The sequence below is a fragment of the Achromobacter sp. RW408 genome (genome assembly GCF_003184165.1).
Classification (GTDB): Bacteria; Pseudomonadota; Gammaproteobacteria; order Burkholderiales; family Burkholderiaceae_B; genus Achromobacter; species Achromobacter xylosoxidans.
This window is the reverse complement of the sequence record NZ_QHHO01000003.1, coordinates 21,136-45,689: the sequence shown is the minus strand read 5'-3', so window position 1 is coordinate 45,689 and position 24,554 is coordinate 21,136. Positions and strand designations below refer to the sequence as shown.

Annotated in this window: 22 protein-coding genes; 15 read left to right on the top strand and 7 right to left on the bottom strand. The window is 66.3% G+C overall.

From position 1 onward, the window contains the following. The first annotated feature begins 7 nt into the window (after positions 1–7). The 8 genes from DK459_RS00990 to DK459_RS00955 all read left to right on the top strand — a co-directional run bounded on the left by DK459_RS00990 (position 8) and on the right by DK459_RS00955 (position 7,646). A complete protein-coding gene (locus DK459_RS00990; RefSeq protein ID WP_024070808.1) occupies positions 8–982 on the top strand; it encodes an ABC transporter permease in 975 nt (324 codons plus the stop codon). Further along, positions 979–1,896: an ABC transporter permease gene (locus tag DK459_RS00985; RefSeq protein ID WP_024070809.1), complete on the top strand. Its 918-nt coding sequence runs from the start codon at positions 979–981 to the stop codon at positions 1,894–1,896. Before DK459_RS00990 ends, DK459_RS00985 begins: the two co-directional genes overlap by 4 nt. 11 nt (positions 1,897–1,907) lie before the next feature. Next, positions 1,908–2,903: an ABC transporter ATP-binding protein gene (locus tag DK459_RS00980; protein ID WP_054507916.1), complete on the top strand. Its 996-nt coding sequence runs from the start codon at positions 1,908–1,910 to the stop codon at positions 2,901–2,903. Next, positions 2,900–3,916 (top strand): ABC transporter ATP-binding protein, encoded by a 1,017-nt coding sequence (locus DK459_RS00975; RefSeq protein ID WP_024070811.1) that lies wholly within the window; start codon positions 2,900–2,902, stop codon positions 3,914–3,916. Before DK459_RS00980 ends, DK459_RS00975 begins: the two co-directional genes overlap by 4 nt. Before the next feature lie 132 nt (positions 3,917–4,048). Next, positions 4,049–5,251: a M20 aminoacylase family protein gene (locus DK459_RS00970; protein WP_006389544.1), complete on the top strand. Its 1,203-nt coding sequence runs from the start codon at positions 4,049–4,051 to the stop codon at positions 5,249–5,251. 224 nt (positions 5,252–5,475) lie between these two features. Continuing rightward, the gene (locus DK459_RS00965) at positions 5,476–6,390 is read left to right on the top strand and encodes a TauD/TfdA family dioxygenase (RefSeq protein ID WP_006389543.1); all 915 of its coding nucleotides are present in this window, start codon (positions 5,476–5,478) and stop codon (positions 6,388–6,390) included. A 31-nt stretch (positions 6,391–6,421) separates the two neighbouring features. Further along, positions 6,422–6,607 (top strand): hypothetical protein, encoded by a 186-nt coding sequence (locus DK459_RS00960; RefSeq protein ID WP_024070813.1) that lies wholly within the window; start codon positions 6,422–6,424, stop codon positions 6,605–6,607. 112 nt (positions 6,608–6,719) lie between these two features. Then, a complete protein-coding gene (locus DK459_RS00955) occupies positions 6,720–7,646 on the top strand; it encodes a PLP-dependent cysteine synthase family protein (protein WP_006389541.1) in 927 nt (308 codons plus the stop codon). 305 nt (positions 7,647–7,951) lie between these two features. On the opposite strand, the gene DK459_RS00950 is transcribed toward DK459_RS00955, so the two are convergent. The 5 genes from DK459_RS00950 to rpmH all read right to left on the bottom strand — a co-directional run bounded on the left by DK459_RS00950 (position 7,952) and on the right by rpmH (position 12,273). Next, positions 7,952–9,397 (bottom strand): catalase, encoded by a 1,446-nt coding sequence (locus DK459_RS00950; RefSeq protein WP_020925775.1) that lies wholly within the window; start codon positions 9,395–9,397, stop codon positions 7,952–7,954. Between the two features lie 271 nt (positions 9,398–9,668). Next, on the bottom strand, positions 9,669–11,354 hold the full coding sequence (yidC, locus tag DK459_RS00945) for a membrane protein insertase YidC (protein ID WP_006389539.1): 1,686 nt from the start codon (positions 11,352–11,354) through the stop codon (positions 9,669–9,671). A gap of 48 nt (positions 11,355–11,402) precedes the next feature. Further along, the gene (yidD, locus tag DK459_RS00940; protein WP_006389538.1) at positions 11,403–11,726 is read right to left on the bottom strand and encodes a membrane protein insertion efficiency factor YidD; all 324 of its coding nucleotides are present in this window, start codon (positions 11,724–11,726) and stop codon (positions 11,403–11,405) included. Beyond that, complete coding sequence (locus DK459_RS00935; RefSeq protein WP_026382422.1) at positions 11,723–12,094, bottom strand: ribonuclease P protein component; 372 nt, start codon at positions 12,092–12,094, stop codon at positions 11,723–11,725. Before DK459_RS00935 ends, yidD begins: the two co-directional genes overlap by 4 nt. Positions 12,095–12,138: 44 nt before the next feature. Beyond that, positions 12,139–12,273, bottom strand: coding sequence for a 50S ribosomal protein L34 (gene rpmH / locus DK459_RS00930; protein ID WP_003816025.1), 135 nt, complete (start codon positions 12,271–12,273; stop codon positions 12,139–12,141). Between the two features lie 413 nt (positions 12,274–12,686). Here rpmH and dnaA point away from each other — a divergent pair, with 413 nt between their 5' ends. The 3 genes from dnaA (at position 12,687) to gyrB (ending at position 17,802) form a co-directional block, all read left to right on the top strand. Next, complete coding sequence (gene dnaA, locus DK459_RS00925) at positions 12,687–14,147, top strand: chromosomal replication initiator protein DnaA (protein WP_024067305.1); 1,461 nt, start codon at positions 12,687–12,689, stop codon at positions 14,145–14,147. 2 nt (positions 14,148–14,149) lie between these two features. Beyond that, on the top strand, positions 14,150–15,259 hold the full coding sequence (dnaN, locus tag DK459_RS00920) for a DNA polymerase III subunit beta (protein ID WP_045953395.1): 1,110 nt from the start codon (positions 14,150–14,152) through the stop codon (positions 15,257–15,259). Between the two features lie 95 nt (positions 15,260–15,354). Further along, positions 15,355–17,802, top strand: coding sequence for a DNA topoisomerase (ATP-hydrolyzing) subunit B (gene gyrB, locus DK459_RS00915; protein ID WP_006389534.1), 2,448 nt, complete (start codon positions 15,355–15,357; stop codon positions 17,800–17,802). A gap of 107 nt (positions 17,803–17,909) precedes the next feature. Here gyrB and DK459_RS00910 read toward each other — a convergent pair whose 3' ends face one another. Further along, a complete protein-coding gene (locus DK459_RS00910; RefSeq protein WP_054442476.1) occupies positions 17,910–19,082 on the bottom strand; it encodes a multidrug effflux MFS transporter in 1,173 nt (390 codons plus the stop codon). 146 nt (positions 19,083–19,228) lie between these two features. Between DK459_RS00910 and DK459_RS00905 the strand changes: the two genes are divergently transcribed. Continuing rightward, positions 19,229–20,125, top strand: coding sequence for a LysR family transcriptional regulator (locus tag DK459_RS00905; protein WP_107316853.1), 897 nt, complete (start codon positions 19,229–19,231; stop codon positions 20,123–20,125). 51 nt (positions 20,126–20,176) lie between these two features. Here the strand turns inward: DK459_RS00905 and DK459_RS00900 are convergent, their stop codons facing one another. After that, positions 20,177–21,100, bottom strand: a complete 924-nt coding sequence (locus DK459_RS00900; protein WP_024067309.1) for a LysR family transcriptional regulator — start codon at positions 21,098–21,100, stop codon at positions 20,177–20,179. A 315-nt stretch (positions 21,101–21,415) separates the two neighbouring features. Here DK459_RS00900 and DK459_RS00895 point away from each other — a divergent pair, with 315 nt between their 5' ends. From DK459_RS00895 to DK459_RS00885, 3 genes are all read left to right on the top strand, one after another. Beyond that, positions 21,416–22,102, top strand: a complete 687-nt coding sequence (locus DK459_RS00895; RefSeq protein ID WP_054442478.1) for a hydrolase — start codon at positions 21,416–21,418, stop codon at positions 22,100–22,102. Between the two features lie 115 nt (positions 22,103–22,217). After that, complete coding sequence (locus tag DK459_RS00890; protein WP_006389531.1) at positions 22,218–23,810, top strand: MFS transporter; 1,593 nt, start codon at positions 22,218–22,220, stop codon at positions 23,808–23,810. A gap of 39 nt (positions 23,811–23,849) precedes the next feature. Next, the gene (locus tag DK459_RS00885; RefSeq protein WP_006389530.1) at positions 23,850–24,554 is read left to right on the top strand and encodes a pirin family protein; all 705 of its coding nucleotides are present in this window, start codon (positions 23,850–23,852) and stop codon (positions 24,552–24,554) included.

Below are 24,554 nucleotides of genomic sequence, written 5' to 3'. Positions count from 1 at the left end.
GTATCCTGTGCTAGCGACAATCGTACGAAGGCTGCTGCAAACCATCGTCGTCATGATGGTCATGTCGGCGCTGGTCTTCGCCGGCATCTACATGGTCGGCGATCCGGTGTCGATGCTGGCCAGTCCGGAGGCCACCGAGGCGCAGCGCGCCGCCATCCGCGCCTCGCTGGGCCTGGACCTGCCGCTGTGGCGGCAGTACCTGATCTTCATGGGCCAGGCGGTGCGCGGTGATTTCGGCAACAGCTTCCTGACCGGCGAACCAGCCATGCGCCTGATCCTGGAGCGCATGCCGGCCACCGTCGAGCTGGCCTGTGTGGCCATGCTGCTGTCGGTGCTGATCGGCGTGCCGCTGGGCATCATCGCGGGCCTCAAGCCCAAGGCGGCCGGCTCGCGCGCCATCATGACGGGATCGGTGCTGGGGTTCTCGCTGCCCAATTTCTGGGTGGGCCTGATGCTCATCATGGTGTTCGCGGTGATGCTGGGCTGGGTGCCGGCCGGCGGCCGCGGCCAGACCGTCAGCATCGGTTCGCTGCAGTTGAGCGTGCTGACGCTGGACGGCTGGCTGAGCCTGGCCTTGCCGGCCGCCACCATCGCCTTCGCCAAGTGCGCCATGATCATCCGCGTGACCCGCGCCGCCACGCGCGAGGCGCTGCCGATGGACTACATCAAGTTCGCGCGCGCCAAGGGCCTGTCGGAAAAGCGCGTGCTGGGCGTGCACCTGCTCAAGAACATCCTGATCCCCGTGGTGACAGTGGCGGGCCTGGAGTTCGGCCAGGTGATGGCCTTCGCGGTGGTGACCGAGACGGTGTTCTCGTGGCCCGGCATGGGCAAGCTGCTGATCGATTCCATCATCAACCTGGACCGGCCGGTGGTGGTGGCGTACCTGCTGCTGATCGTGTTCTTCCTTGTGATGCTGAACCTCGTGGTGGACATCATCTATACGGTGCTGGATCCCCGCGTACGCCTGGATAGCCGCCGATGACCGCCCCCGTGACTGCTGCCGTACCCGCCGCCGCCAGGGAACAGACGCCGTGGCGCCGCTTCCTGGGCGATTTCTTCGCCAGCAAGCTGGCCACGCTGGGCCTGGTGATGCTGGTGCTGATCGTCGGCGCCGCCTTGCTGGCGCCGTGGATCGCGCCGCAGAATCCGTATGACCTGGCATCGCTGGACATCATGGATTCCAAGCTCAAGCCCGGCAGCGAAAGCGGCGACGGCAGCATGCATTACTGGCTGGGCACCGATGGCCAGGCGCGTGACTTGCTGTCGGCGATCCTGTACGGCATGCGCACCAGCCTGCTGGTGGCCACCGTGTCGGTACTGGCGGCGTTCGGCATCGGCGCCACCGTGGGCCTGATCGCGGCGTACTTCGGCGGGCGCATCGACGCGCTGCTGATGCGCATTGTGGATATCCAGTTGTCGTTCCCGGCGATCCTGGTGGCGCTGATGCTGCTGGCGATCCTGGGCAAGGGTGTGGATAAGGTGATCATCGCGCTGATCGTGGTGCAGTGGGCCTATTTCGCCCGCGCCGCGCGCGGCGCCGCATTGGTCGAGCGCGGCAAGGAATACGTCGAGGCGGCGCGCTGCATGTCGCTGTCGTGGGGGCGGGTATTGTTCCGCCACGTGCTGCCCAACTGCATGCCGCCGCTGATCGTGATCGCCACCATCGACCTGGCGCACGCCATCGCGCTGGAAGCCACGCTGTCGTTCCTGGGCGTGGGCGTGCCGGTGACCGAGCCGTCGCTGGGCATGCTGATCTACAACGGCTTCGAGTATTTGCTGTCGGGCCAGTACTGGATCTCGTTCTTCCCCGGCATCGCGCTGGCGCTGGCCATCATCGCCATCAACCTGGTGGGCGACCACCTGCGCGATGTGCTCAACCCGCGCCACGCGAACTGAGGGCGGACGCGATGCAGATACAAGCTGTGGAAAAGTCGCCGGTCCTCGATGTGCGCGGACTGAAGACGCATTTCTTCACTCGCAACGGCGTGGTCAAGGCGGTCGATGGCGTCGACCTGACGGTGGCCGAAGGCGAGATCCTGGGGCTGGTGGGCGAATCGGGTTCGGGCAAGAGCATCACCGGTTTCTCGCTGATGGGCCTGCTGGATGAACCGGGCCGCATCGTCGAGGGCGAGCTGCGCCTGAACGGCGAAGACCTGCGCGGCGCGTCGCCCGCGCGATGGCGGCAGTTGCGCGGCCAGGAGATCGCCATGATCTTCCAGGACCCGATGATGACGCTGAACCCGGTGCTGCGCGTCGATACGCAGATGATCGAAGCCGTGCAGGCGCATCGCAAGGTATCGCGCGAACAGGCGCGTGAACGCGCCCTGCAGACGCTGACGATGGTCGGCATCCCGTCGCCGCAGGAACGCCTGCGCGCCTATCCGCACCAGTTGTCCGGCGGCATGCGGCAACGCGTGGCGATCGCGATCGCGCTGCTGAATTCGCCGCGCGTCATCATCGCCGATGAACCCACCACGGCGCTGGACGTGACCATCCAGGGGCAGATCCTGTTCGAAGTGCAGAAGCTGTGCCGCGAGACCGGCACCGGCCTGGTGTGGATCACGCACGACCTGGCGGTGGTGGCGGGGCTGGCCGACCGCGTGTCGGTGATGTACGCCGGCCGCGTGGTCGAGACCGGCAGCACGCTCGACGTCATCAGCCATCCGATGCATCCCTACACGCACGGCCTGATCGCCTCGATTCCCACGCCGGAATCGCGCGGCCGGCCGCTGGTGCCGATTCCCGGCATGACGCCGTCGCTGCTCAACTTGCCGCAGGGCTGTGCGTTTCGCGGGCGCTGCCCGCGCGCCAGCGAGGCCTGTCTGACCGAACCGCAGCCCGTGGAGGTGCGCCCGGCGCAATGGGTGCGCTGCTGGCATGCCGGCGCGCCGGAGGTCCAATGAGCGCCGCCGATCGCAACGCCGCCCCCATCCTGTCGCTGCGCGGCGTGGAGCTGCGCTTCACGCAACGCGTGGACCTGGCCGGCCGCATCGCCAACCTGCTGGGCGCGGGTTTGAAGACGCAGGTGGTGCACGCCGTGGCCGGCGTGGACCTGGACGTGCAGCCGGGCGAGGTCATCGGCATTGTCGGCGAATCCGGCTGCGGCAAATCGACGCTGGGTCGCATCGTTTCGGGCATCCTGCCGCCCTCTTCCGGAGAGGTGCACTACCAGGGCCAGGCGGTGAAGGCCATGGCGGGCCCGCAGCGGCGCGCCTACGAGCTGGGCGTGCAGATGATCTTCCAGGACCCTTACGCCTCGCTCAACCCGCGCATGCGGGTGCGCGAGATCATCGGCGAGGCGCCGGTGGCGCACGGCCTGATCCGCGCGCGCGACAAGGCCGAGTACGTCGCCGGCCTGATGCGCCAGGTGGGGCTGGACCCGGCCTTCGCGCAGCGTTATCCACACCAGTTCTCGGGCGGCCAGCGCCAGCGCATCGGCATCGCGCGCGCGCTGGCGCTGAAACCCTCGGTGATCGTGTGCGACGAGGCCGTGGCGGCGCTGGACGTGTCGATCCAGGCGCAGGTGCTGAACCTGTTCGAGCAACTGCGCGACGAGCTGGACCTGACGTACCTGTTCATCAGCCACAACCTGAGCGTGGTGAGCCATATCTCGGATCGCGTCGCCATCATGTACCTGGGCCGCGTGGTCGAACTGGCGCCGACCGATACCGTGTTCCAGCGCGCCAACCATCCGTACACGCAGGCGCTGCTCAAGGAACTGCCGACGCTCACACCGGGGCGCCGCAGCTACCAGCCGATCAAGGGCGAGCTGCCGTCGCCGCTGGATCCGCCCGGGGGCTGCGCTTTCCATCCGCGCTGTCCACACGCCATGCCGCGCTGCAAGACCGAACGGCCGTTGCTGCGCGAGGTGGCGCCGATGCAGTTCAGCGCCTGCCACCTGAACGACGCGCGCTAGCGCCAATCCGTAACAACGCTGGACGCGGCCGGCGACGGGCGCGAGAATTTTCCGATACGCTGTCATACGACATCCGTTCTCTCGTTTGCGTCCTGCCCTTTCCTCCCTATTCCCTTCCGCCTATCCACCGCCATGAAAACCCTAGCCGAAATCGAACGCGCCCACGGTGAGCTGACCGAACTGCGCCGTGACATCCACGCCCATCCCGAGCTGGCCTTCCAGGAAACGCGCACCTCCAACCTGGTGGCCGAGCGGCTGCGCCAATGGGGGCTGGAAGTCCACACGGGGCTGGGGAAAACCGGCGTGGTCGGCGTGCTGCGCGGCGGCAGCGGCGGCAAGACCATCGGCCTGCGCGCCGACATGGACGCGCTGCCCATGCCCGAGCACAACCGCTTCGCGCACAAGTCCACCATCAGCGGCCGCATGCACGGCTGCGGCCACGACGGCCACACCACGATGCTGCTGGGCGCGGCGCAATACCTGTCCACGCATCGCGATTTCGACGGCACCGTGGTGTTCATCTTCCAGCCGGCCGAGGAAGGCGGCAACGCCGGCGCGCGCGCCATGATGCAGGATGGACTGTTCGAGAAATTCCCCTGTGACGCGGTGTTCGGCATCCACAACATGCCCGGCATGCCGGTCAACCAGTTCGGCTTTCGCGCCGGCCCCACCATGGCGTCGAGCAACCGCTGGGACATCGTCATCAAGGGCGTGGGCGGCCACGCCGCGCAGCCGCATGCGTCGGTCGACCCGATCATCGTCGCGGCCGACATGGTGCACGCGCTGCAGACGGTGATTTCGCGCAGCAAGAATCCGCTGGAGCAGGCGGTGCTGTCGATCACGCAGATCCACGCCGGCGACGCCTACAACGTGATTCCCGGCGAGGCGGTGCTGCGCGGCACGGTGCGCACCTATTCGGTGGAGGTGCTCGACAAGATCGAGGAAGACATGCGCCGTATCGCCACCACGCTGCCGCAGGTGTACGGCGGCACCGGCACGCTGGACTTCGTGCGCGCCTATCCGCCGCTGGTGAACTGGGACAAGGAAACCGCGTTTGCCGCGCAGGTGGCCGAGGACACCTTCGGCGCCGAGAACGTGGTGCGCGACATGCCGCCCTTCATGGGCGCCGAGGACTTTTCCTTCTTCCTGGAAGCCCTGCCCGGCACTTACCTGTTCCTGGGCAACGGCGATGGCGACCATCGCATGGAGAGCTATCACGGCATGGGGCCCTGCCAGCTGCACAATCCGAACTACGACTTCAATGACGCGCTGCTGCCGGTCGGCGCGACGTATTGGGTCAAGCTGGTCGAGGCCTACCTGTCCAAGCACAAGTAGCGCGCCACGGCGCTTCAGGCATTGCGGTTATTTGCTTATGCGTGATGCCGCCCCAAGCCGCCCGGTTCTCCGGGCGGTTTTTCTATATGACGCCAGGCTTTGTTCAAACGCCGATAACTTCGTTTGAGATACAAGGCGCGCTTTCCATAATCGATCATTCCTGATCCATCCGCGGATGGATCTCAGCGCCGGCGGCAACGCCGCCACGCCAACCGGAGTGACCGATGTCCCAGAGCAACGCCGTGCGGCGCGAAGAGGCCGCCCCCGTCCCGCCGCGCCCGGCCGCGCAGGCGTTCGAGTTGCGGCCGCTGCCGGGCCCGGTGGGCGCCGAACTGATCGGCCTGGACCTGGGACAAGAACTGTCGCCCGCCGACTTCAAGCGCGTGCACCAGGCGCATCTGGACCACCACCTGCTGGTGTTCCGCGACCAGCGCATCACGCCGCAGCAGCACATCGACTTCAGCCGCCGCTTCGGGCCGCTGATGATCCACGTGCTGCACCAGTTCCACCTGGCCAATCATCCCGAGATCCTGATCGTCTCCAACATCGTCGAGAACGGCAAGCCGGTCGGCCTGGGCGATGCGGGCAAGTACTGGCATTCGGACATCTCGTACAAGGAACTGCCCAGCCTGGGCTCGCTGCTGCACGCGCAGGAATTGCCGGCGCAAGGCGGCGACACGCTGTTCGCCAACATGCACCTGGCCTATGACACCTTGCCCGCCGCGCTGCGCAACGCCGTCCAAGGCAGGCGCGCGGTGCATTCGTACCTGGCCAAGTACGGCCAGCTGCAGAAGGAAGGCAACTGGCGGCCCAACCTGAGCGCGCAGCAGGTGGCGCAGGTGCAGGCGGTGTCGCATCCGGTGGTGCGCACCCATCCCGAGAATGGCCGCCGCGCCCTGTTCGTGAGCGAAGGCTTCACCACCCACATCGAAGGCCTGCCGGAAGACGAGAGCCGGCAACTGCTGGACGAACTGTTCGCGCACAGCGTGCGGCCCGAACACATCTACCGCCACCGCTGGCAGCCGCACGACCTGGTGTTCTGGGACAACCGCTCGCTCATCCACCTGGCGGGCGGCACGCCCGACCACCTGCGCCGCAAGCTGTACCGCACCACGATCGAGGGCGACGTGCCGTTCTAGGCCGATGCGCGACTTATCCACAAGGAACACCATGAATCTGTCACCTGACCTGCGCGAACGACTGGTTCGCACCGCCACCGCGGCCGGCGTGGCATTGGCGTTGGCCCTGGTGGCCCTGGCCTCGCCCACGCCCGCGCTGGCGGCTGACGGCGCCCATGCCGCGCCGTCGCAGCCCGCGGCTGTCGCGCCGTCCGACATCGCGCCCCGCCGCGACTGATCGGCGCGCGCGCCGACCTGTGGATATCCCAGCATCCCTAAAATAGTCCGGTACGCGGCAACCACGCCCCCGGCATCCGCCGGATGCGCGCGGGGCATCCACCGGACTCGACATGCTGGCAACCTCTTCGATTGAACTCATCGGCAACACCCCCCTGATCGCGCTGAGCCGCGCGCACGATGGCCCTGGCCGCATCGTGGCCAAGGCCGAATTCCTGCAGCCGGGCGGTAGCATCAAGGACCGCGCCGCCAAGGCCATCCTGCTGGCCGCCCGCGCCGATGGCCGGCTCCGGCCCGGCATGCCGGTGATCGAGATGACCAGCGGCAACATGGGGGCGGGCCTGGCGGTGGCCTGCGCCGCGCTGGAGCATCCGCTGGTCGTCACCATGTCGGCGGGCAACAGCCCCGCCCGTGCCCGCATGCTGGAAGGACTGGGCGCCGAGGTGGTGCTGGTGCCGCAGGTCGATGGCGCCCCGGGGCAGGTCACTGGCGCCGACGTCGAGGCGGCGGCCCGTGTCGCCGCTGAGTTGGCGCGCGAGCGCGGCGGCTTCTACGTCGACCAGTTCAACGCGGTTGAATGCATCACCGCGCACGAGACCGGCACCGGCCGCGAAATCCTCGAACAATTCGGCGCCCCCGTGGATGGCTGGGCCGCGGCCGTCGGCACCGGCTGCACCTTCATGGGCGTGGCGCGCGCGCTCAAGGCGGCCAGCGCCGCGACCGTGTGCGCGGCGGTCGAGCCGCTGGGCTGCGAAGTGCTGGCCGGGGCGCCGGTGACCAAGGCGCGCCACCTGATCCAGGGCACCAGCTATGGCGCGGTGCCGCCGCACTGGGATCCGTCCCTGATGGACCTGAGCATTGCGGTCACCGATGACGAGGCGCAGCAATGGCGGCGCCTGCTGGCCGTGCGCGAGGGGCTGTACGTGGGTTATTCCGCTGCCGCCAACGTGTGCGCGGCGGCCAAGCTGTTGCGTTCGGGACGGCTGCGCCCGGATGCGGCGGTGGCCACGGTGCTGTGCGATACCGGCCTGAAATACTAGGAAAGCGGGTTTTCCACAGCCTTCACGGGGAAAGCTATCCCCAGCGCCTGTGGAATTCCTGTGGATTGCCTGTGAATTGCCTGTGAATTGGCTGTGGACGAATGGGGATAACTTTTCGCCGCCCAGTTGTGGAGAAGTCGCTTGCGGCGGTTTTCGGAGCAAAACACAGGCGAAAACCGTGGGCACCGCCACCAAAAATGCTCGTGAAAGCGGGCAAAAACACTCACGGCAGGCAAGAAAACGGGCGGCCCGCGGGCCGCCCGATGCGTGTTGCGCGGCGCGTTGGCCGCGCCGGGGCGCCGCCCTTACAGCTTCAGGCCCAGTGCCTTGGCCACGCCCGCCGCGTAGGCCGGATCGGCCTTGCGGAAGTGTTCCAGCTGACGGCGCTGGATTTCCTCGGGCACGCCGGCCATGTGGCGGCCGATGTTGCCGAACAGCAATTCCTGCTGCGCCGGCGTCATCAGGCGGAACAAGGCGCCCGGCTGCGAGTAGTAGTCATCGTCGACGCGGTGGTTCCAGCGGGCGGCGGCCTGGCCGTCCAGCGGCAGCGGCGGCTCGCCGGCCGACGGGGTTTCCTTCCATTCGCCGGCGCTGTTGGGCTCGTAGTTGAGCGTGCCGCCGGCATTGCCATCCACGCGCGCCGCGCCGTCGCGGTGATAGCTGTGGAACGGGCATCGCGGCGCGTTCACCGGGATCTGGTGGTGGTTGATGCCCAGGCGGTAGCGGTGCGTGTCGCCGTACGAGAACAGGCGGCCCTGCAGCATCTTGTCCGGCGAGAAGTCGATGCCGGGCACCACGTTGGCGGGCGTGAAGGCGGCCTGCTCGACCTCGGCGAAGTAGTTCTCCGGGTTCTTGTTCAGTTCCAGCACGCCCACTTCGATCAGCGGGTAATCGCCGTGCGGCCACACCTTGGTCAGGTCGAACGGATTGATGTGATAGGTCTCGGCTTCGGCCGCGGGCATGATCTGCACCTTCAGCGTCCACTTCGGGAAGTTGCCCTGCTCGATGTTGTCGAACAGGTCGCGTTGCGAGCTTTCGCGGTCGTGCGCCACGACCTGCGCGGCTTCCTCGTCCGTCAGACAGGCAATGCCCTGCTGCGACTTGAAGTGGAACTTCACGTAGAAGCGTTCGCCTTCGGCATTGACGAAGCTGAAGGTGTGCGAGCCGAAGCCATGCTGCTGGCGCAGGTTGGCCGGAATGCCGCGGTCGCTCATCAGGATGGTGACCTGGTGCAGCGATTCGGGGCTGAGCGACCAGAAATCCCAGGCCGCGGTGGCGCTGCGCAGGTTGGTCTTGGGGTCGCGCTTCTGGGTGTGGATGAAGTCGGGGAACTTGAGCGGGTCGCGGATGAAGAACACCGGGGTGTTGTTGCCCACCAGGTCCCAGTTGCCTTCGTCGGTGTAGAACTTGATGGCGAAGCCGCGCACGTCGCGCTCGGCGTCGGCCGCGCCGCGCTCGCCGGCCACGGTCGAGAAGCGCAGGAACAGCGGCGTCTGCTTGCCGACCTTGGAGAAGATGCTGGCGCGGGTGTACTTGGTGATGTCGTGGGTGACGGTGAAGGTGCCATAGGCGCCCGAGCCCTTGGCGTGCACCACGCGTTCGGGGATGCGTTCACGGTCGAAATGGGCAAGCTTTTCTATCAGCCAGAAGTCCTGCAACAACGCCGGGCCGCGCGGGCCGGCGGTCAGGGTGTTGTTGTTGTCGGCCACCGGGGCGCCAGAGGCGGTGGTCAGATGCTTCTTGTCGGTCATGGCACACACTCCCTACGTAATTCCTGGAATGCGCGGCGACGGGGCCGCGCAACGTGATCGGATACCGTCCCGGAACATTGCCGGCCGGGGGATATCTCCGACACATCATAGGGGTCATTGTTTGCAGTGTGAAGTTGATTGATCCATCAAATTTGATTGAAAATAACTATCACTGGCGTGACCTGACGCGCATCGCCGCCAAACCCGCGTGCAACCTGGACGAAAAAAAAACCGGCCCCTGGGGGCCGGCTTTTCATGGCGCGAGCGGGAATCAGCGATTCGCCGCGGCTTCCGTCTTGCGCTGCATGGCGCGGGTGATCGACCACTGCTGCGCGATCGACAGCGTGTTGTTGACGCACCAGTAGAGCACCAGGCCGGCCGGGAAGAAGAACATCATCCCGCCGAACACCAGCGGCATGATCATCATGACCTTGGCCTGGACGGGGTCCGGGGGCGTCGGGTTCAGCTTGATCTGCAGGAACATGGTGGCCATCATGATGGCGGGCAGGATGAAGTACGGGTCGCGGATCGACAGGTCGTGCACCCACAGGATCCACGGCGCGCCGCGCATTTCCACGCTGGCCAGCAGCACCCAGTACAGCGAGATGAACACCGGGATCTGCACCACCATCGGCAGGCAGCCGCCCAGCGGGTTGATCTTCTCGGTGCGGTACATCTCCATCATGGCCGCATTGAGCTTCTGCTTGTCGTCGCCGTACTTTTCCTTCAGGGCCTGCAGGCGCGGGGCGACCTGCTTCATGCGGGCCATGGAGCGGTAGCTGGCGGCGGCCAGGGGGTAGAACAGCGCCTTGATCAGCACGGTCAGGGCGACGATGGTCCAGCCCCAGTTGCCCAGGATGGAATGCAGCCAGGTCATCAGCGTGAACAGCGGCTTGGCGATGATGGTCAGCCAGCCGTAGTCGACCACCAGTTCCAGGCCGGGGGCGAGCGCCGCCATGGCCTTCTGGTCCTGCGGGCCGACCCACAGGTGCGAATCGACGCGGGCGGCGGCGCCCGGGGCGATCTCGCCGACGGCTTCGATGGTGCGGGCGGCGTACAGGTTCTTCTGCACTTCCAGCACTTCGTTGTTGCGCGGCTTGCCTTGCGGCGGCACCCAGGCGGTGGCGAAGTAGTGCTGCACCACGGCGATCCAGCCGTTGTCCGCCTGCTTGATGTAGTTGGCCTTCTTCTTCTCGATGTCGGCGAAGGTCATCTTCTGGAACTTGTCCTGTTCCGAGTAGACGGCCATGCCGGTGAAGGTGTGATAGAAGCTGGAGGTGTCGGCCGGGTCGTTGCCGTCGCGCTCGAGCTGCAGGTACAGCGCCGGCGTCACGGGGGCGGCGCCGACGTTGGCCAGGTCGTGGCGCACGTCGATGTCATAGCGGCCGCGGTGCAGCGTGAAGGTCTTGGTGACCTTCACGCCACCCGATTCGGCTTCGAACGCCACCGCCAGGCTGTCGCCCGTCATCTGGCGGTCGGTCGAGACCACGCGGAACGGCGTCTGGTGGGTGGGGAAGTTCTGGCCATTGGCGGCGCCGACGACGCCGGTCTGGGCCACGTAGTTCAGGCCCGCGGTGCGGTCGAGCAGCACGGTGGGCTTGTCGGCCTGGCCGGTGGCCGGGTACTTCAGCAGCTCGGCGCGCACCAGTTGGGCGCCCAGCGTGTCGAAGGTCAGGCGCAGCACGTCGGTGGTGATGACGACTTCTTCCGAGCGCGTCGGCACCGGCGCGGCGGCGCCCGGCACGGCCGAGGGCGCGGCGGCGGTCGCCGGCGGCGCATTGGGCACCGAGGGCGTCGCGTTGTTCGCGGCGGCCGGCGTGCCGTTGGCGTTCGTGCTGGCCGTGGGCGTGGGCGCCCCGAACAACGACGGTTTGCCGTTATGGATCTGCCAGTTGTTCCACAGGAGCAACAGCGAGAAGGAGAAAATCATCCAGAGGACGGTTCGTCGGATATCCATGGTGCCTACTGAAGTGAATACGGGCCAGCAAAGCCCGCCAGTTTAGCGTCAATCATGCTCGGTGCGGTGGCCATGGGAACAGCAGGCACCGCCATTGGTTCCCTTGCCCGGGGGAACCGGGTCCCAGCCGCCGGGCGACCAGGGGTGGCAGCGGCCGATGCGTCGCAGCATCAGCCAGAAGCCGCGCCAGGGCCCGTGGCGTTCGATCGCCTCGATCGCGTACGCCGAGCAGGTCGGAGTGAAGCGGCATTGCCGGCCGATCCAGGGGCTCAGGAAAAACCTGTAGAACCGGATCGGGGCAATGAGTATTGCGGCCCCCACGGAACGCCCGCGCTGCGCGCGGCCTGCCTGCCGGGGGGATGGCCCGTTCATCGCGCGATCCGCTCGAAGTGAGCGTCCGCTTCGGCCCGGGCCGCCTGTTTCAGCGCGGTGAGCGTGGCGGGCGTCACCTTGCTGTGCAGCCGGACGACGTAGTCTTTCGCCGGCAACCCGAGCCGCCGGTGGCGGAACGCTTCGCGGATGACCCGCTTGAGGGCGTTGCGCGTGGTGGCGTGGGCGGCGAAGCGCTTGGCGATCACCAGGCCCAGCCGGGCACAGGGAGCCTGGCCGGGAGGCAGATCGTTGGAAGCGGCGCTCACAACGAAAAACGCCCCTCGGGCCAGACGCCGGCCTTTGAGGGCGGCGGCGAACTCGGAGGGGCGATGCAGCCGCGCCTCCGGCGGAAGCGTGGCGCGCGGCATGGACTGCGGGTCAGCGGGTCGGGTGTCTGCGCAGAAAGCGAGACTTAGACGGCCAGACGCTTGCGGCCCTTGGCGCGGCGAGCGTTCAGGATGGCGCGGCCAGCGCGGGTCTTCATGCGCACGCGGAAACCATGGGTGCGCTTGCGGCGGGTAACGGAAGGTTGGTAGGTGCGTTTCATGGACGATCCACAAAAAGAACAAAAGTCAGAAGGGACCTGCCCGGAGGGTTCCTGGTCGCAAATCCGGTAGCGGGTATCTAGTAAGCGTTTCGCTGCGAATCGCATGTGATATGCGGATTCGCTGGCAAAGACAGGCTTGTAGACGGGGCTCTGGTCCGGGTAATCCCCGGGCGACCTATTCAGCAAGGCACAGTTCCGGGGACGGGGTAAGTGTAACCATTACCCTATTACCCGTGCGAATCTGGGCCTTCTGCGAAACCTTCTGACAGACAGAATTCGGAAAAGCCCACCATTTCAGCAAGTTTTCCCTGTCTTGTCAAACAGTTAAGGGGGCGGATTGTGCACGTCCATGCCCTACCCTGTGGATAACCCGTGCCCAGGCAAGGTAGAATCGAGGTTTGAATAAGAGCGACATGAAAGAATTCTGGCAGACCTGCGTCAGTCGTCTTGAGCAGGAACTCCCCCCCCAACAAATCAGCGCGTGGATACGACCGCTGGTCCCGCTTGCGTATGACGAGACGCAGGCGGTGCTGCGCGTTGCCGCCCCCAACCGGTTCAAGCTGGACTGGGTGCGCAAGAACTTCTCCCACCAGATCGAAGCGTTGGCCGCGGAGTGGTTCGAGCGTCCGGTACAGGTTTTGTTCGAATTGCCCACGCAAGGCACCACCCCGCGCATGCCGGTGGCGCCGGTGCGCGCGCAGCCGCCCGTGCAGACCGCGCCTTCGGCCGCCGCGCCCCTGGGCGGCGCGCCGCCACCCGGCATGCCGGCGCAGCCCGCCGCGCCCGCTCCCGTCGCGACCACCGCGGCGGCCGCGGCCGTGAACGCGGACGCCGCCAACATCGTGTACGAGCGCTCGCGCCTGAACACCGACCTGACGTTCGAGAACTTCGTGACGGGCAAGGCCAACCAGCTGGCGCGCGCCGCCGCGCTGCAGGTGGCCGAGAACCCGGGCACGTCGTACAACCCGCTGTTCCTGTATGGCGGCGTGGGCCTGGGCAAGACCCACCTGATCCACGCCATCGGCAACGCCATGGTGGCGGCGGGCACCGGGGTGCGCGTGCGCTACGTGCATGCCGACCAGTACGTGTCCGACGTGGTCAAGGCGTACCAGCGCAAGGCGTTCGATGACTTCAAGCGCTACTACCATTCGCTCGACCTGCTGCTGATCGACGATATCCAGTTCTTCTCCGGCAAGAACCGCACGCAGGAAGAATTCTTCTATGCGTTCGAAGCGATGGTGGCGCAGCGCAAGCAGATCATCATCACCAGCGACACCTATCCGAAGGAACTGTCGGGCATCGACAGCCGCCTGATCTCGCGCTTCGATTCCGGCCTGACGGTCGCGATCGAGCCGCCCGAACTCGAGATGCGCGTGGCGATCCTGCTGCGCAAGGCCGAGTCCGAAGGCGTGCCGATGCCCGAGGAAGTGGCGTTCTTCATCGCCAAGCACCTGCGCAGCAACGTGCGTGAACTCGAAGGCGCGTTGCGCAAGGTGCTGGCCTACGCCCGCTTCCACGGCCGCGACGTGCTCACCGTGGACGTCTGCAAGGAAGCCTTGAAGGATCTGCTGTCCGTGTCCAACGGCCAGATCACCGTCGAGAACATCCAGAAGACGGTGGCGGATTTCTACAAGATCAAGGTCGCCGACATGTATTCGAAACGCCGGCCGGCCAATATCGCTTTGCCGCGCCAGGTCGCCATGTACCTGGCCAAGGAGCTGACCCAGAAAAGCCTGCCGGAAATCGGCGATCTGTTCGGTGGCCGTGACCACACCACCGTGCTGCACGCCGTGCGCAAGATTTCCGACGCCCGCGCCAAGCAAGCGGAGCTCAACCATACCCTGCACGTGTTGGAACAAACTCTAAAAGGATGACCATGCAACTCGTACAAACCACACGCGATGCATTGCTGAAACCGCTGTCGACCGTGGCGGGCATCGTCGAAAGACGCCATACCCTGCCCATCCTGGCGAACATCCTGATGCGCAAGGAAGGCAACAAGGTCGCCTTCATTGCGACCGACCTCGAAGTGCAGATCACCACGCACGCCGACTTCGGCGTGGGTCACGACAACGAGTCCACCACGGTCGCGGCGCGCAAGCTGCTGGACATCCTGAAAGCCCTGCCGGACACCGGCGACGTGCGCCTGGCGCTGGCCAGCAACAAGCTGTCGGTGCAGTCGGCCAAGAGCCGCTTCGCGCTGCAGACGCTGGCCGCCAGCGAATTCCCCACCGTGGCCCAGCCCGAGCAGTGGGACGTGTCGCTGAGCATGCCGCAACGCACGCTGCGCCACCTGTTCAACATGGTGCACTTCGCCATGGCGCAACAGGACATCCGTTACTACCTGAACGGCATGCTGCTGGTGTTCGAACCGGGCCGCGTGCGCGCGGTCGCCACCGACGGCCACCGCCTGGCGCACTGCTCCACCGAAGCCGACGGCATCAGCGAACGCCACGAAGTGATCGTGCCGCGCAAGACCGTGCTGGAAATGCAGCGCCTGCTGGAAGACTCCGACGAACCCGTCTCGATCGACGTGGCGCCGGGCCAGATCCGTTTCCGCTTCGGCGACGTCGAGCTGGTGTCCAAGCTGGTCGAAGGCAAGTTCCCCGACTTCACCCGCGTCATCCCGACCAACTACACGCGCCACTTCCTGGTGGGCCGCGAAGCCTTGCAGGGCAGCCTGCAGCGCGCCGCCATCCTGACCACCGACAAGTTCAAGGGCGTGCGCCTGCAACTGGCGCAGAACCAGATGAAGATTTCTTCTTCCAACGCCGAGCAGGAAGAAGCGCAGGAAGAAATCGACATCGACTACGGCCACGAGCCGCTGGACGTGGGCTTCAACGTCGGCTACCTGCTCGACGTGCTGTCCAACGTCAAGGTGGACAACATCCAGTGGTCGGTCATGCCCGATGCCAACGCGTCGGCGCTCATCACCCTGCCCGAAGACGACCAGTTCAAGTACGTCGTCATGCCCATGCGGATCTGAGTCCGCGCAGCTGTGGGTTTGTGCCGCCCGCGGGCCCGATGGCCCGCCGGCGGTCCGGCCGCCAGGCCGTTCTTTAAAGCGTTATCGATACAGACATGTCAGATCAGCAGAACACCACTCCCGAGAACGGCGGCTACGGCGCCGACTCGATCAAGATGCTCAAGGGGCTGGAGGCCGTGCGCAAGCGCCCCGGCATGTACATCGGCGACACATCGGACGGCACCGGTCTGCACCACATGGTGTTCGAAGTCGTCGACAACGCCATTGACGAAGCGCTGGCCGGCTACTGCGACGACATCGTCGTCACCATCCACACCGACAACTCGATCTCGGTCACCGACAACGGCCGCGGCATTCCCACGGATATCCACAAGGACGACGAATTCCACCGCAGCGCGGCGGAAATCGTCATGACCGAACTGCACGCGGGCGGCAAGTTCGACCAGAACTCGTACAAGGTGTCCGGCGGCCTGCACGGCGTGGGCGTGTCGTGCGTGAACGCGCTGTCCGAGTGGCTGCGCCTTACCATCCGCCGCAACGGCGAAGTGCACCAGATGGAATTCCGCCAGGGCGAGCGCGTCGCGCCCCTGGCCGTGACCGGCACGACCGACAAGCGCGGCACCGAAGTGCGCTTCCTGGCCGACCCGATCATCTTCACCAACGTCGAATACCACTACGAGATCCTCTCCAAGCGCCTGCGCGAGCTCTCGTTCCTGAACAACGGCGTCAAGATCCGCCTGATCGACCAGCGCCAGGGCAAGGAAGAGAACTTCGCCTTCTCCGGCGGCGTGAAGGGCTTCGTCGAATACATCAACCGCGCCAAGACGGTGCTGCACCCGAACGTGTTCTCGGTCACCACCGAGTCCACCGCCGGCGGCGTGCCGGTGGGCGTGGAAGTGGCGATGCAGTGGAACGACAGCTACAGCGAAAGCGTGCTGTGCTTCACCAACAACATCCCGCAGCGCGACGGCGGCTCGCACCTGACCGGCCTGCGCGCGGCGATGACCCGCATCATCAACAAGTACATCACCGACAACGAACTGGCCAAGAAGGCCAAGGTCGAGACCTCCGGCGACGACATGCGCGAAGGCCTGGCCTGCGTGCTGTCGGTGAAGGTGCCCGAGCCCAAGTTCAGCAGCCAGACCAAGGACAAGCTGGTCTCGAGCGAAGTGCGTCCCGCGGTCGAAGAGGCCGTGGCCCGCACGCTGGAAACGTGGCTGCTGGAGCATCCGAACGACGCCAAGGCGCTGTGCGGCAAGATCGTCGAAGCCGCCCGCGCGCGCGAAGCCGCCCGCAAGGCGCGTGAAATGACGCGCCGCAAGAGCGTGCTGGAAGGCGCCGGCCTGCCCGGCAAGCTGGCCGACTGCCAGGAGAAGGACCCGGCGCTGTGCGAGCTGTACATCGTCGAGGGTGACTCCGCAGGCGGTTCGGCCAAGCAGGGCCGCGACCGCAAGTTCCAGGCCATCCTGCCGCTGCGCGGCAAGGTGCTGAACGTCGAGAAGGCGCGCTTTGACCGCCTGATCGCCAGCGAGCAGATCGCCACGCTGATCACCGCGCTGGGCACCAGCATCGGCCCGGACTTCAACGTCGACAAGCTGCGCTACCACCGCCTCATCATCATGACCGACGCGGACGTCGACGGCGCGCACATCCGCACGCTGTTGCTGACGCTGCTGTACCGCCAGATGCCCGAGCTGGTGCAGCGCGGCTATGTGTACATCGCCCAGCCGCCGCTGTACAAGGTCAAGGTCGGCCGCGAAGAGCGCTACCTGAAGGATGACCAGGAAGAAGCGCAGTTCATGCTGCAGCTGGCCCTGAAGGATGCCGAGATCATCGCTGGCGGCAACATCATCCGCGGCGATGAGCTCAACGAACTGGCGCGCCAGTACGTGGCCGCCGACGGCGTCATCGCGCGCCTGTCGCGCGTGTTCGACGTGGCCGCGCTGTCGGCCATGGCCGAGGGCGTCGAGATCAACCTGGACACGGCCGAGGCCGCCGCCGATTCGGCCAAGCGCCTGGCCGATGCCATGCGCGATCCGATCAGCGGCAACGGCGTGGAAGTGGTGCCCGAGTTCGACGCCGCCACCGAACGCCATCGCCTGTCGATCCAGCGCATGCACCACGGCAACGTGCGCGTCAGCATCATCGATGCCGACTTCATTGGCGGTTCGGATTACGCCATCCTGTCCAAGGCCGCCAAGAGCTTCTCCGGCAAGGTCGGCCCGCAGTCGCTGGTGGCGCGTGGCGAAGGCGACAAGCGCAAGGAACAGACCGTGTCCGACTTCCGCGAAGCCATGCAGTGGCTGCGTAGCGAAGCCGATCGCGGCATCTCCAAGCAGCGCTACAAGGGCCTGGGCGAAATGAACCCGGACCAGCTGTGGGAAACCACCATGGACCCGAAGGTGCGCCGCCTGCTGCGCGTGCAGATCGAGGACGCCATCGCGGCCGACGAGGTCTTCACCACGCTGATGGGCGACGACGTGGAGCCGCGCCGCAATTTCATCGAGGCGCACGCGCTGTCGGCGGGGAACATCGACGTCTGATCGCGCAGGTTCTCATTGACCTTGCAAGTATTCTCGCTGCTCGCAAGCATGAATGGAACGCCCGGCATTGCCGGGCGTTTCCGCATCGGGCCGTGCGAGAGAGCCTGTCAGGCCACTTCCGTTTGGCGCCCAGGCCGTGGCAGGCAGGTGGACAGCGCGATCAGGCCGAGCGCCAGCACCGTGCCGCCGAGCACGCCAAAGCCGGTGCCGAAGGCTGCGCTGACACCCATAGCGACCAGTGCGGCGCTGCCGATCTGGCAGAATCCCACCAGTCCGGACGCGGTCGCCGCATGCCCATGCTCGCTGGCGATGGCGCCGGACACGGCCAGTGACAGTGACGAGCCATTGGCGAGACTGACCAGGCACATCGGCATCACTACCGCGGCCGCGCCATGGAGTCCCAATGCCATCACGGCCAGGAATGCCATTCCGCCAAGCACGAAGCACATGATGCCGGCGGCGAGGATGCGATCGTAGGGCCAGCGATCGAGCAGCCGCCTGGCCAGCAGGTTGGCACTGATGATGCCGGCCGTCAGCGGCAGGTACAGCCAACCGCTTTGCTCCTCGCTCAAGCCTTGGCGCGCGAAAAGAAACGGCGATTGGGTCAAGTAGACGAACCAGGCGCAATAGATCGCGCAGACCACCAAGGTATAGCGGCGAAAAGTGCGGTCGCGCAGAACATGGCTGAAGCCCGCAAAGGGAGAGGTCCGGGTGCGGGCGGCGACGGGGAGCGTTTCCGGTAGCAGCGTCATCACCATCAGCAATGCGACGACACCGAACGCGACGACGAAAAGGAAATCAGCCCGCCAGCCGAAAGCCGCGGCCAGGTGCCCGCCTAGGGCCGGCGCCAGCGCAGGCGACAGCGACACCAGAGGGTAGATGACCGCATAGACCTTGGCGCAGGCGCGCTTGTCGCAGGTGTCAGCGATCAGCGCGCGGCCAACGACAAGGCCCGCAGCCGCGCCGACCGCTTCCAGCATGCGCCAAGCCAGGAACCCGTTGTAGCTGTCGGAAAGGGCACAGCCCACCGACCCGACGATGTAGAGGCCGATGCCGGCTAGCAGCACGGGCCTGCGGCCATTGCGATCCGACAGCGGCCCGTAGGTCAATTGGGCAATTGCCAGAGCCAGCAGGTAGAACGAGATGGTCTGCGGCATCTGCCAGTCGGCGACGCCGAATTCCCTGGCCATGCTTGGCATGGCGGGCAGATAGACGTCCGACGCGATCAGCCCGAAGGCGCTCAGCATGGCGACGGTCAGAATGAACGATAAGCGAGGCATAGTGGTTCCCGGCAGCCAGGCGAGCTGGCTGCGCGTCAAGGTTCAGAAGAGGCGAGTTCCCATGCTACGGAGATGCCTTCCATGTGAAAATGCACAAAAAAGCAGCCCATAGCTGCGTATTTGCATACACATGCGACGAGGCCGTGATGAATTGGGACGACGTGCGGATATTTCTGGCGATTCAGCGCGCCGGCACCTTGCGCGGGGCGGCGCAGGAGCTGGCCATAGACCAGACCACGGTGAGCCGCCGCCTGACGGGGTTGGAGCGGGCGCTGGGCAGTCGACTGTTCTTGCGCACCACGGGGGGCTTGGCGCTGACGGACATCGGCCAGGACGTGCTGCACATGGCCGAGGACATGGAACGCATGGCGGTCTCCTTCGAGCGCCGCGGCGAAGGCGCCGATGCGCGCGTGGCCGGTGAGGTGCGTTTGACCACTACCGATGCGCTGGCGATGGACTTCGTGGTTCCTGCCATCGAAAACCTGCGTGCCAGCCATCCCGAACTGCGGGTGATCCTGAGCACGACGACGCGGTTGCTCGATCTGGCGCGGCGGGAGGCGGACATCGCCGTGCGTACCCTGCGGCCGGAGCAGCCGGATTTGATCGTTCGCCAACTCGGCTGCTGGGAAGTTGGCTTGTACGCGACCCGAGGCTATCTGGCGAAACATGGTGAACCGCAGCCCGGGCAAGGCCTCGCGAATCACGATATTGCGCTGTACCAGCAGGGGGTGACCGGCCGGCAGGACGACACGTTGGCGGGGGAATCAAGAGCGCAGGGGCGCGTGGTCGCCGAATTGGATTCGAGCCTGATGCTCGCGACTTTCGTGCGCGCCGGCTTGGCCATTGGTGAGTTACCTGAGTACGTGGCTCGGCGTGATTCCGCGCTGGTGCGGCTATGGCCGGAACGCCATCGGGCCAAGCCTTACGAGGCGTGGCTGGTGCTGCACCAAGATCTGGCGCGCACGGCCAGAGTCCGTGTCGTGGTGGAGGCAATCACGTCAGCTTTCGCCGATTGCGCGCCGGGCAGGGGCAAGGCTACGTAGTCGCTGCCATGCCCCTGCGGGCCTGCTCGCGCCAATGCCGCGGCGCGTTGCCTATCCCTGCACGTCGTTGGCCCAAGGTTCCGCCGTCAACCGTTCCGCCAGGTACTCGATCAGCGCCTGCACCCGCGCCGGCCGCCGGCGCCCCGGCGGCGTGACGATGTGCAGCGCGATCGGGTCGACCTGCCAGTCGTCCATGGCGGTTTCCAGCGCGCCCGATTGCAGGTCTTCCCAGGCCAGGAACTCCGGTTGCAGCGCCAGGCCCAGGCCGGCCTGCAGCGCGGGTGACAGGGCTTCGGCGTTGTTGACGTTCAACTGCACCGGCAACGACTGCGAGAACTCGCCGTGCTTGTCGTGGCGAAAGCGCCAGCTCGACCCGTTGCGCGCATACATGTATTGCAGCGCGGTGTGCTGGGCCAGGTCGCGCGGGTGCTTGGGCCGGCCGGCGCGCTTGAAGTAGCCGGGCGCTCCCACCAGCAGGATGCGCACCGAACACAGGCGCCGCGCCAGCAGCGTCGAGTCCACCAGATTGGAGATGCGCAGCGCCAGGTCGAAGCGTTCGGACACCAGGTCCGATTGCTTGTCGTTGAATTCGATCTCCAGGTCGACGTCGGGATGGGCCTGCATGAAGGGCGGCAGCATGGGCGCCAGGTGCGTGACGCCGAACGACATGGGCGCGGCCAGGCGGATCTTGCCGCGCAGGCTGGTGGACTTTTCCGTGACCTCGGCCTCGACCGCCTCGCCTTCTTCCAGGATGCGGGCGGCGCGCTCGAGCGCCGCGTAGCCGGATTCGGTCAGGGACATGCTGCGCGAGGTGCGGTGGAACAGCATGGTCTTCATCTTGGTTTCCAGACGCGTGATGGTCTTGGACACCGTGGCCTGGGACAGGGACAGTTCGGCCGCCGCCTTGGCGAACGAGCCCGTGTCGGCGACCTTGGCGAAGATCGCCCAGCCTTCCAGATCCGGCAGTTTGTTCATGATGATTCTCGCAAAGAAAGTGGCGTCGATGATAGCGGCTGGCTATGTGACGAACAAGAACGCCCGGGGACGGCCGGGCCGGAAACACCCGGGCCATGGGGATCATGCAAAAAATGGAAAGGATGCAATTCCCCGTTGCGGATTCTCAGGCGAAGGGCGGATCCCTAATATGCCCATACCGACAGACGACGTGAACGAAACCCCTCAAGCGGCATTCGGACACGACGGCAGCGGGGCAGGCCGGAACGGTTTGCGCAGTGCCCGAATTCACCTAGCCGCATTTCCCTGAACGATTCCTTGAAAGAGAGAGCCACCATGTCCGTCAACAAATACCTCGAAGTCCTGACCCCGCAAAACAGCCAGATCATCTTCATCGACCAGCAGCCGCAGATGGCGTTTGGCGTGCAGTCGATCGACCGCCAGACGCTCAAGAACAACGTGGTGGGCCTGGCCAAGGCCGCGCGCACTTTCAACATCCCGACCACCATCACCACCGTCGAAACCGATGGCTTCTCGGGCAACACCTACCCCGAACTGCTGGCCGTGTTCCCCGAGAACAAGATCCTGGAGCGCACCTCGATGAACTCGTGGGACGACCAGAACGTGCGCGATGCGCTGGCTGCCAACGGCCGCAAGAAAATCGTGGTGGCGGGCCTGTGGACCGAAGTCTGCAACACCACCTTCGCCCTGTGCGCCATGCTGGAAGGCGACTACGAGATCTACATGGTGGCCGACGCCTCGGGCGGCACCTCGGCCGACGCGCACAAGTACGCGATGGACCGCATGATCCAGGCCGGCGTGGTGCCGGTGACCTGGCAGCAAGTAATGCTGGAATGGCAGCGCGATTGGGCCCGCCAGGAAACCTATGACGCCGTGACCGGCATCGCCAAGGAACACTCTGGCGCGTACGGCATGGGCATCGACTACGCCGTCACCCACGTGCACAAGCTGGCCGAGCGCGTGACGCACGGCGAACGCATCGGCCCCAACCCGGCCAAGTAAGCCACGTGCCGGGCCGGCGGTGGCGCTGCCACGGCCGGCCCGGCCGCCATTTTCCGATCACGGCAGGCGGCATGCTGAACGCCCCTGGCGACCCCGAGCGATCCAGGAGCGTTCCATGCCGAACAACAACACCCGTTCTCCGGGCAGCGGCTTCGCGCCGCTGCGCCAACCCGTCTTTGCCGTGCTGTGGGCGGCCACCGTGCTGGGCAACGTCGGTAGCTTCATGCGCGATGTCGCCAGCTCGTGGCTGGTGACCGACCTGTCGGCCAGTCCGGCGGCGGTGGCGCTGATCCAGACAGCGGCGACGCTGCCCATCTTCCTGCTGGCGATTCCTGCCGGCGTGCTGTCGGACATCCTGGACCGCCGGCGTTTCCTGATTTTCGTGCAGTTGCTGTTGGCGTCGGTCAGCGGCACGTTGCTGCTGTTGTCGCACTTTGGCGCTTTGACGGTGGACTACCTGATCGCGCTGACGTTCGTCGGCGGCATCGGCGCGGCGCTGATGGGGCCGACCTGGCAATCGATCGTGCCCGAGCTGGTGCCGCGCGAGGACCTCAAGGGCGCGGTGGCGCTCAATTCCCTGGGCATCAATATCGCGCGCGCCATCGGCCCGGCGGCGGGCGGCCTGATCCTGGCCAGCTTCGGCGCGGCGGTGACCTACGGCATGGACGTCTTGAGCTATGTGTTCGTGATCGCGGCCCTGCTGTGGTGGAAGCGGCCGGCCAAGGTCGATAGCGCCCTGTCGGAGAATTTCTTCGGCGCGTTCCGGGCCGGCCTGCGCTACACGCGGGCCAGCAAGGAACTGCATCGCGTGCTGCTGCGCGCCGCCGTGTTCTTCCTGTTCGCCAGCGCGGTCTGGGCCCTGCTGCCGCTGGTGGCGCGGCAGATGCTGGGCGGCTCTTCCGGCTTCTACGGCGTGCTGCTCGGCGCGGTGGGCGCAGGGGCCATCGTTGGCGCCCTGGTCATGCCGAAACTGGGCGCCAAGCTCAATGCGGACGGCCTGGTGCTGCTGGCCTCGGTGGTCAGCGCGGTGGTGATGGGCGTGCTGGTGTTCGCGCCGCCCAAGTGGCTGGCGGTGCTGATGCTGGTGCTGCTGGGCATGGGCTGGATCACCGCGTTGACCACGTTCAATGGCGTGGCCCAGGCGATCCTGCCCAACTGGGTGCGCGGCCGCGGCCTGGCGGTGTACCTGATGGTGTTCAACGGCGCGATGGCGGCGGGCAGCCTGGGCTGGGGCCTGGTGGCGCGGGAGATCGGCGTGCCGTATGCGCTGGTGGTCAGCGCGGTCGGCCTGGTGGCCGTGGCGCTGCTGTTCCACCGGGCGCGGCTGCCGGTGGGCGAGGCCGACCTGCAGGCGTCGAACCACTGGCCCGAGCCGCTGGTGTCCGCGCCGGTGGCCAATGACCGCGGTCCGGTGCTGATTCAGGTCGAGTATCGCGTTCGGCAGGAGGATCGTCCCGCCTTCCTGGAAGCGATGCAGCGCCTGTCGCAGGAGCGGCTGCGCGACGGCGCCTACGCCTGGGGCGTGGTTGAGCATACCGGCGATCCGGAGCGCGTGATGGAGTGGTTCTTCGTGGAGTCGTGGGCCGAGCATCTGCGCCAGCATCACCGCGTCTCGCATGCCGACGCCGACCTGCAGGCCGAGGCGCTGCGCTTCCATATCGGCCCGGACAAGCCCGAAGTGCATCACTTCCTGGCGTTGAAGCGCTGACCGCACTGACGATTCGATAACCCGACCTGGAGTCTGCCCATGATCGAGCGCCGTCCCCTTACCACCCTGGGCCATGCCCGCCGCGGCTGGCTCGACGTGAAGCATCATTTCTCGTTCGCCAATTACCAGGATCCCGAGCGCATGCGCTGGGGCGCGTTGCGGGCCTGGAACGACGAGACCATCGCGCCAGGCGCGGGCTTTCCGCCGCTGCTGCATACCGATGTGGAAATCATTACCTGCGTGCGCGAAGGCGCGCTGACGCATGAGGATGACCTGGGCAACCGCGGCCGCACGCGCGCCGGCGACGTGCAGGTCATGAGCGCGGGCAAGGGCTTGACGCATGCGGAATTCAATATGGAAGGCGGGCCGGCGCGCGTGTTCCAGATCTGGATCGAGCCGGACCGCCGCGGCGTGCCGCCCAGCTGGGGCCGCAAGTCGTTCGCGCGCGAGGCCTGCAACGGCCGGTTCATCACGCTGGCCAGTGGCATCGAGGGCGACGACGACGCCCTGCCGATCCGCAGCGACGCGCGCGTGCTGGCGGTGGCGCTCAAGGCCGGCGAAGCCGCCACCTACCGCTTTGCGCGCGGGCGGCGCCGTGGCTATCTGGTGTCGTCCAAGGGCCGCCTGACCGTCAACGAGGTCGAGATCGGCAGTGGCGACGGCGCCGCCATCCTGGACGAAACCGACCTGCGCATCACCGCGCTGGACGATGCCGAGGTGTTGTTGGCCGATACCCATGCATGA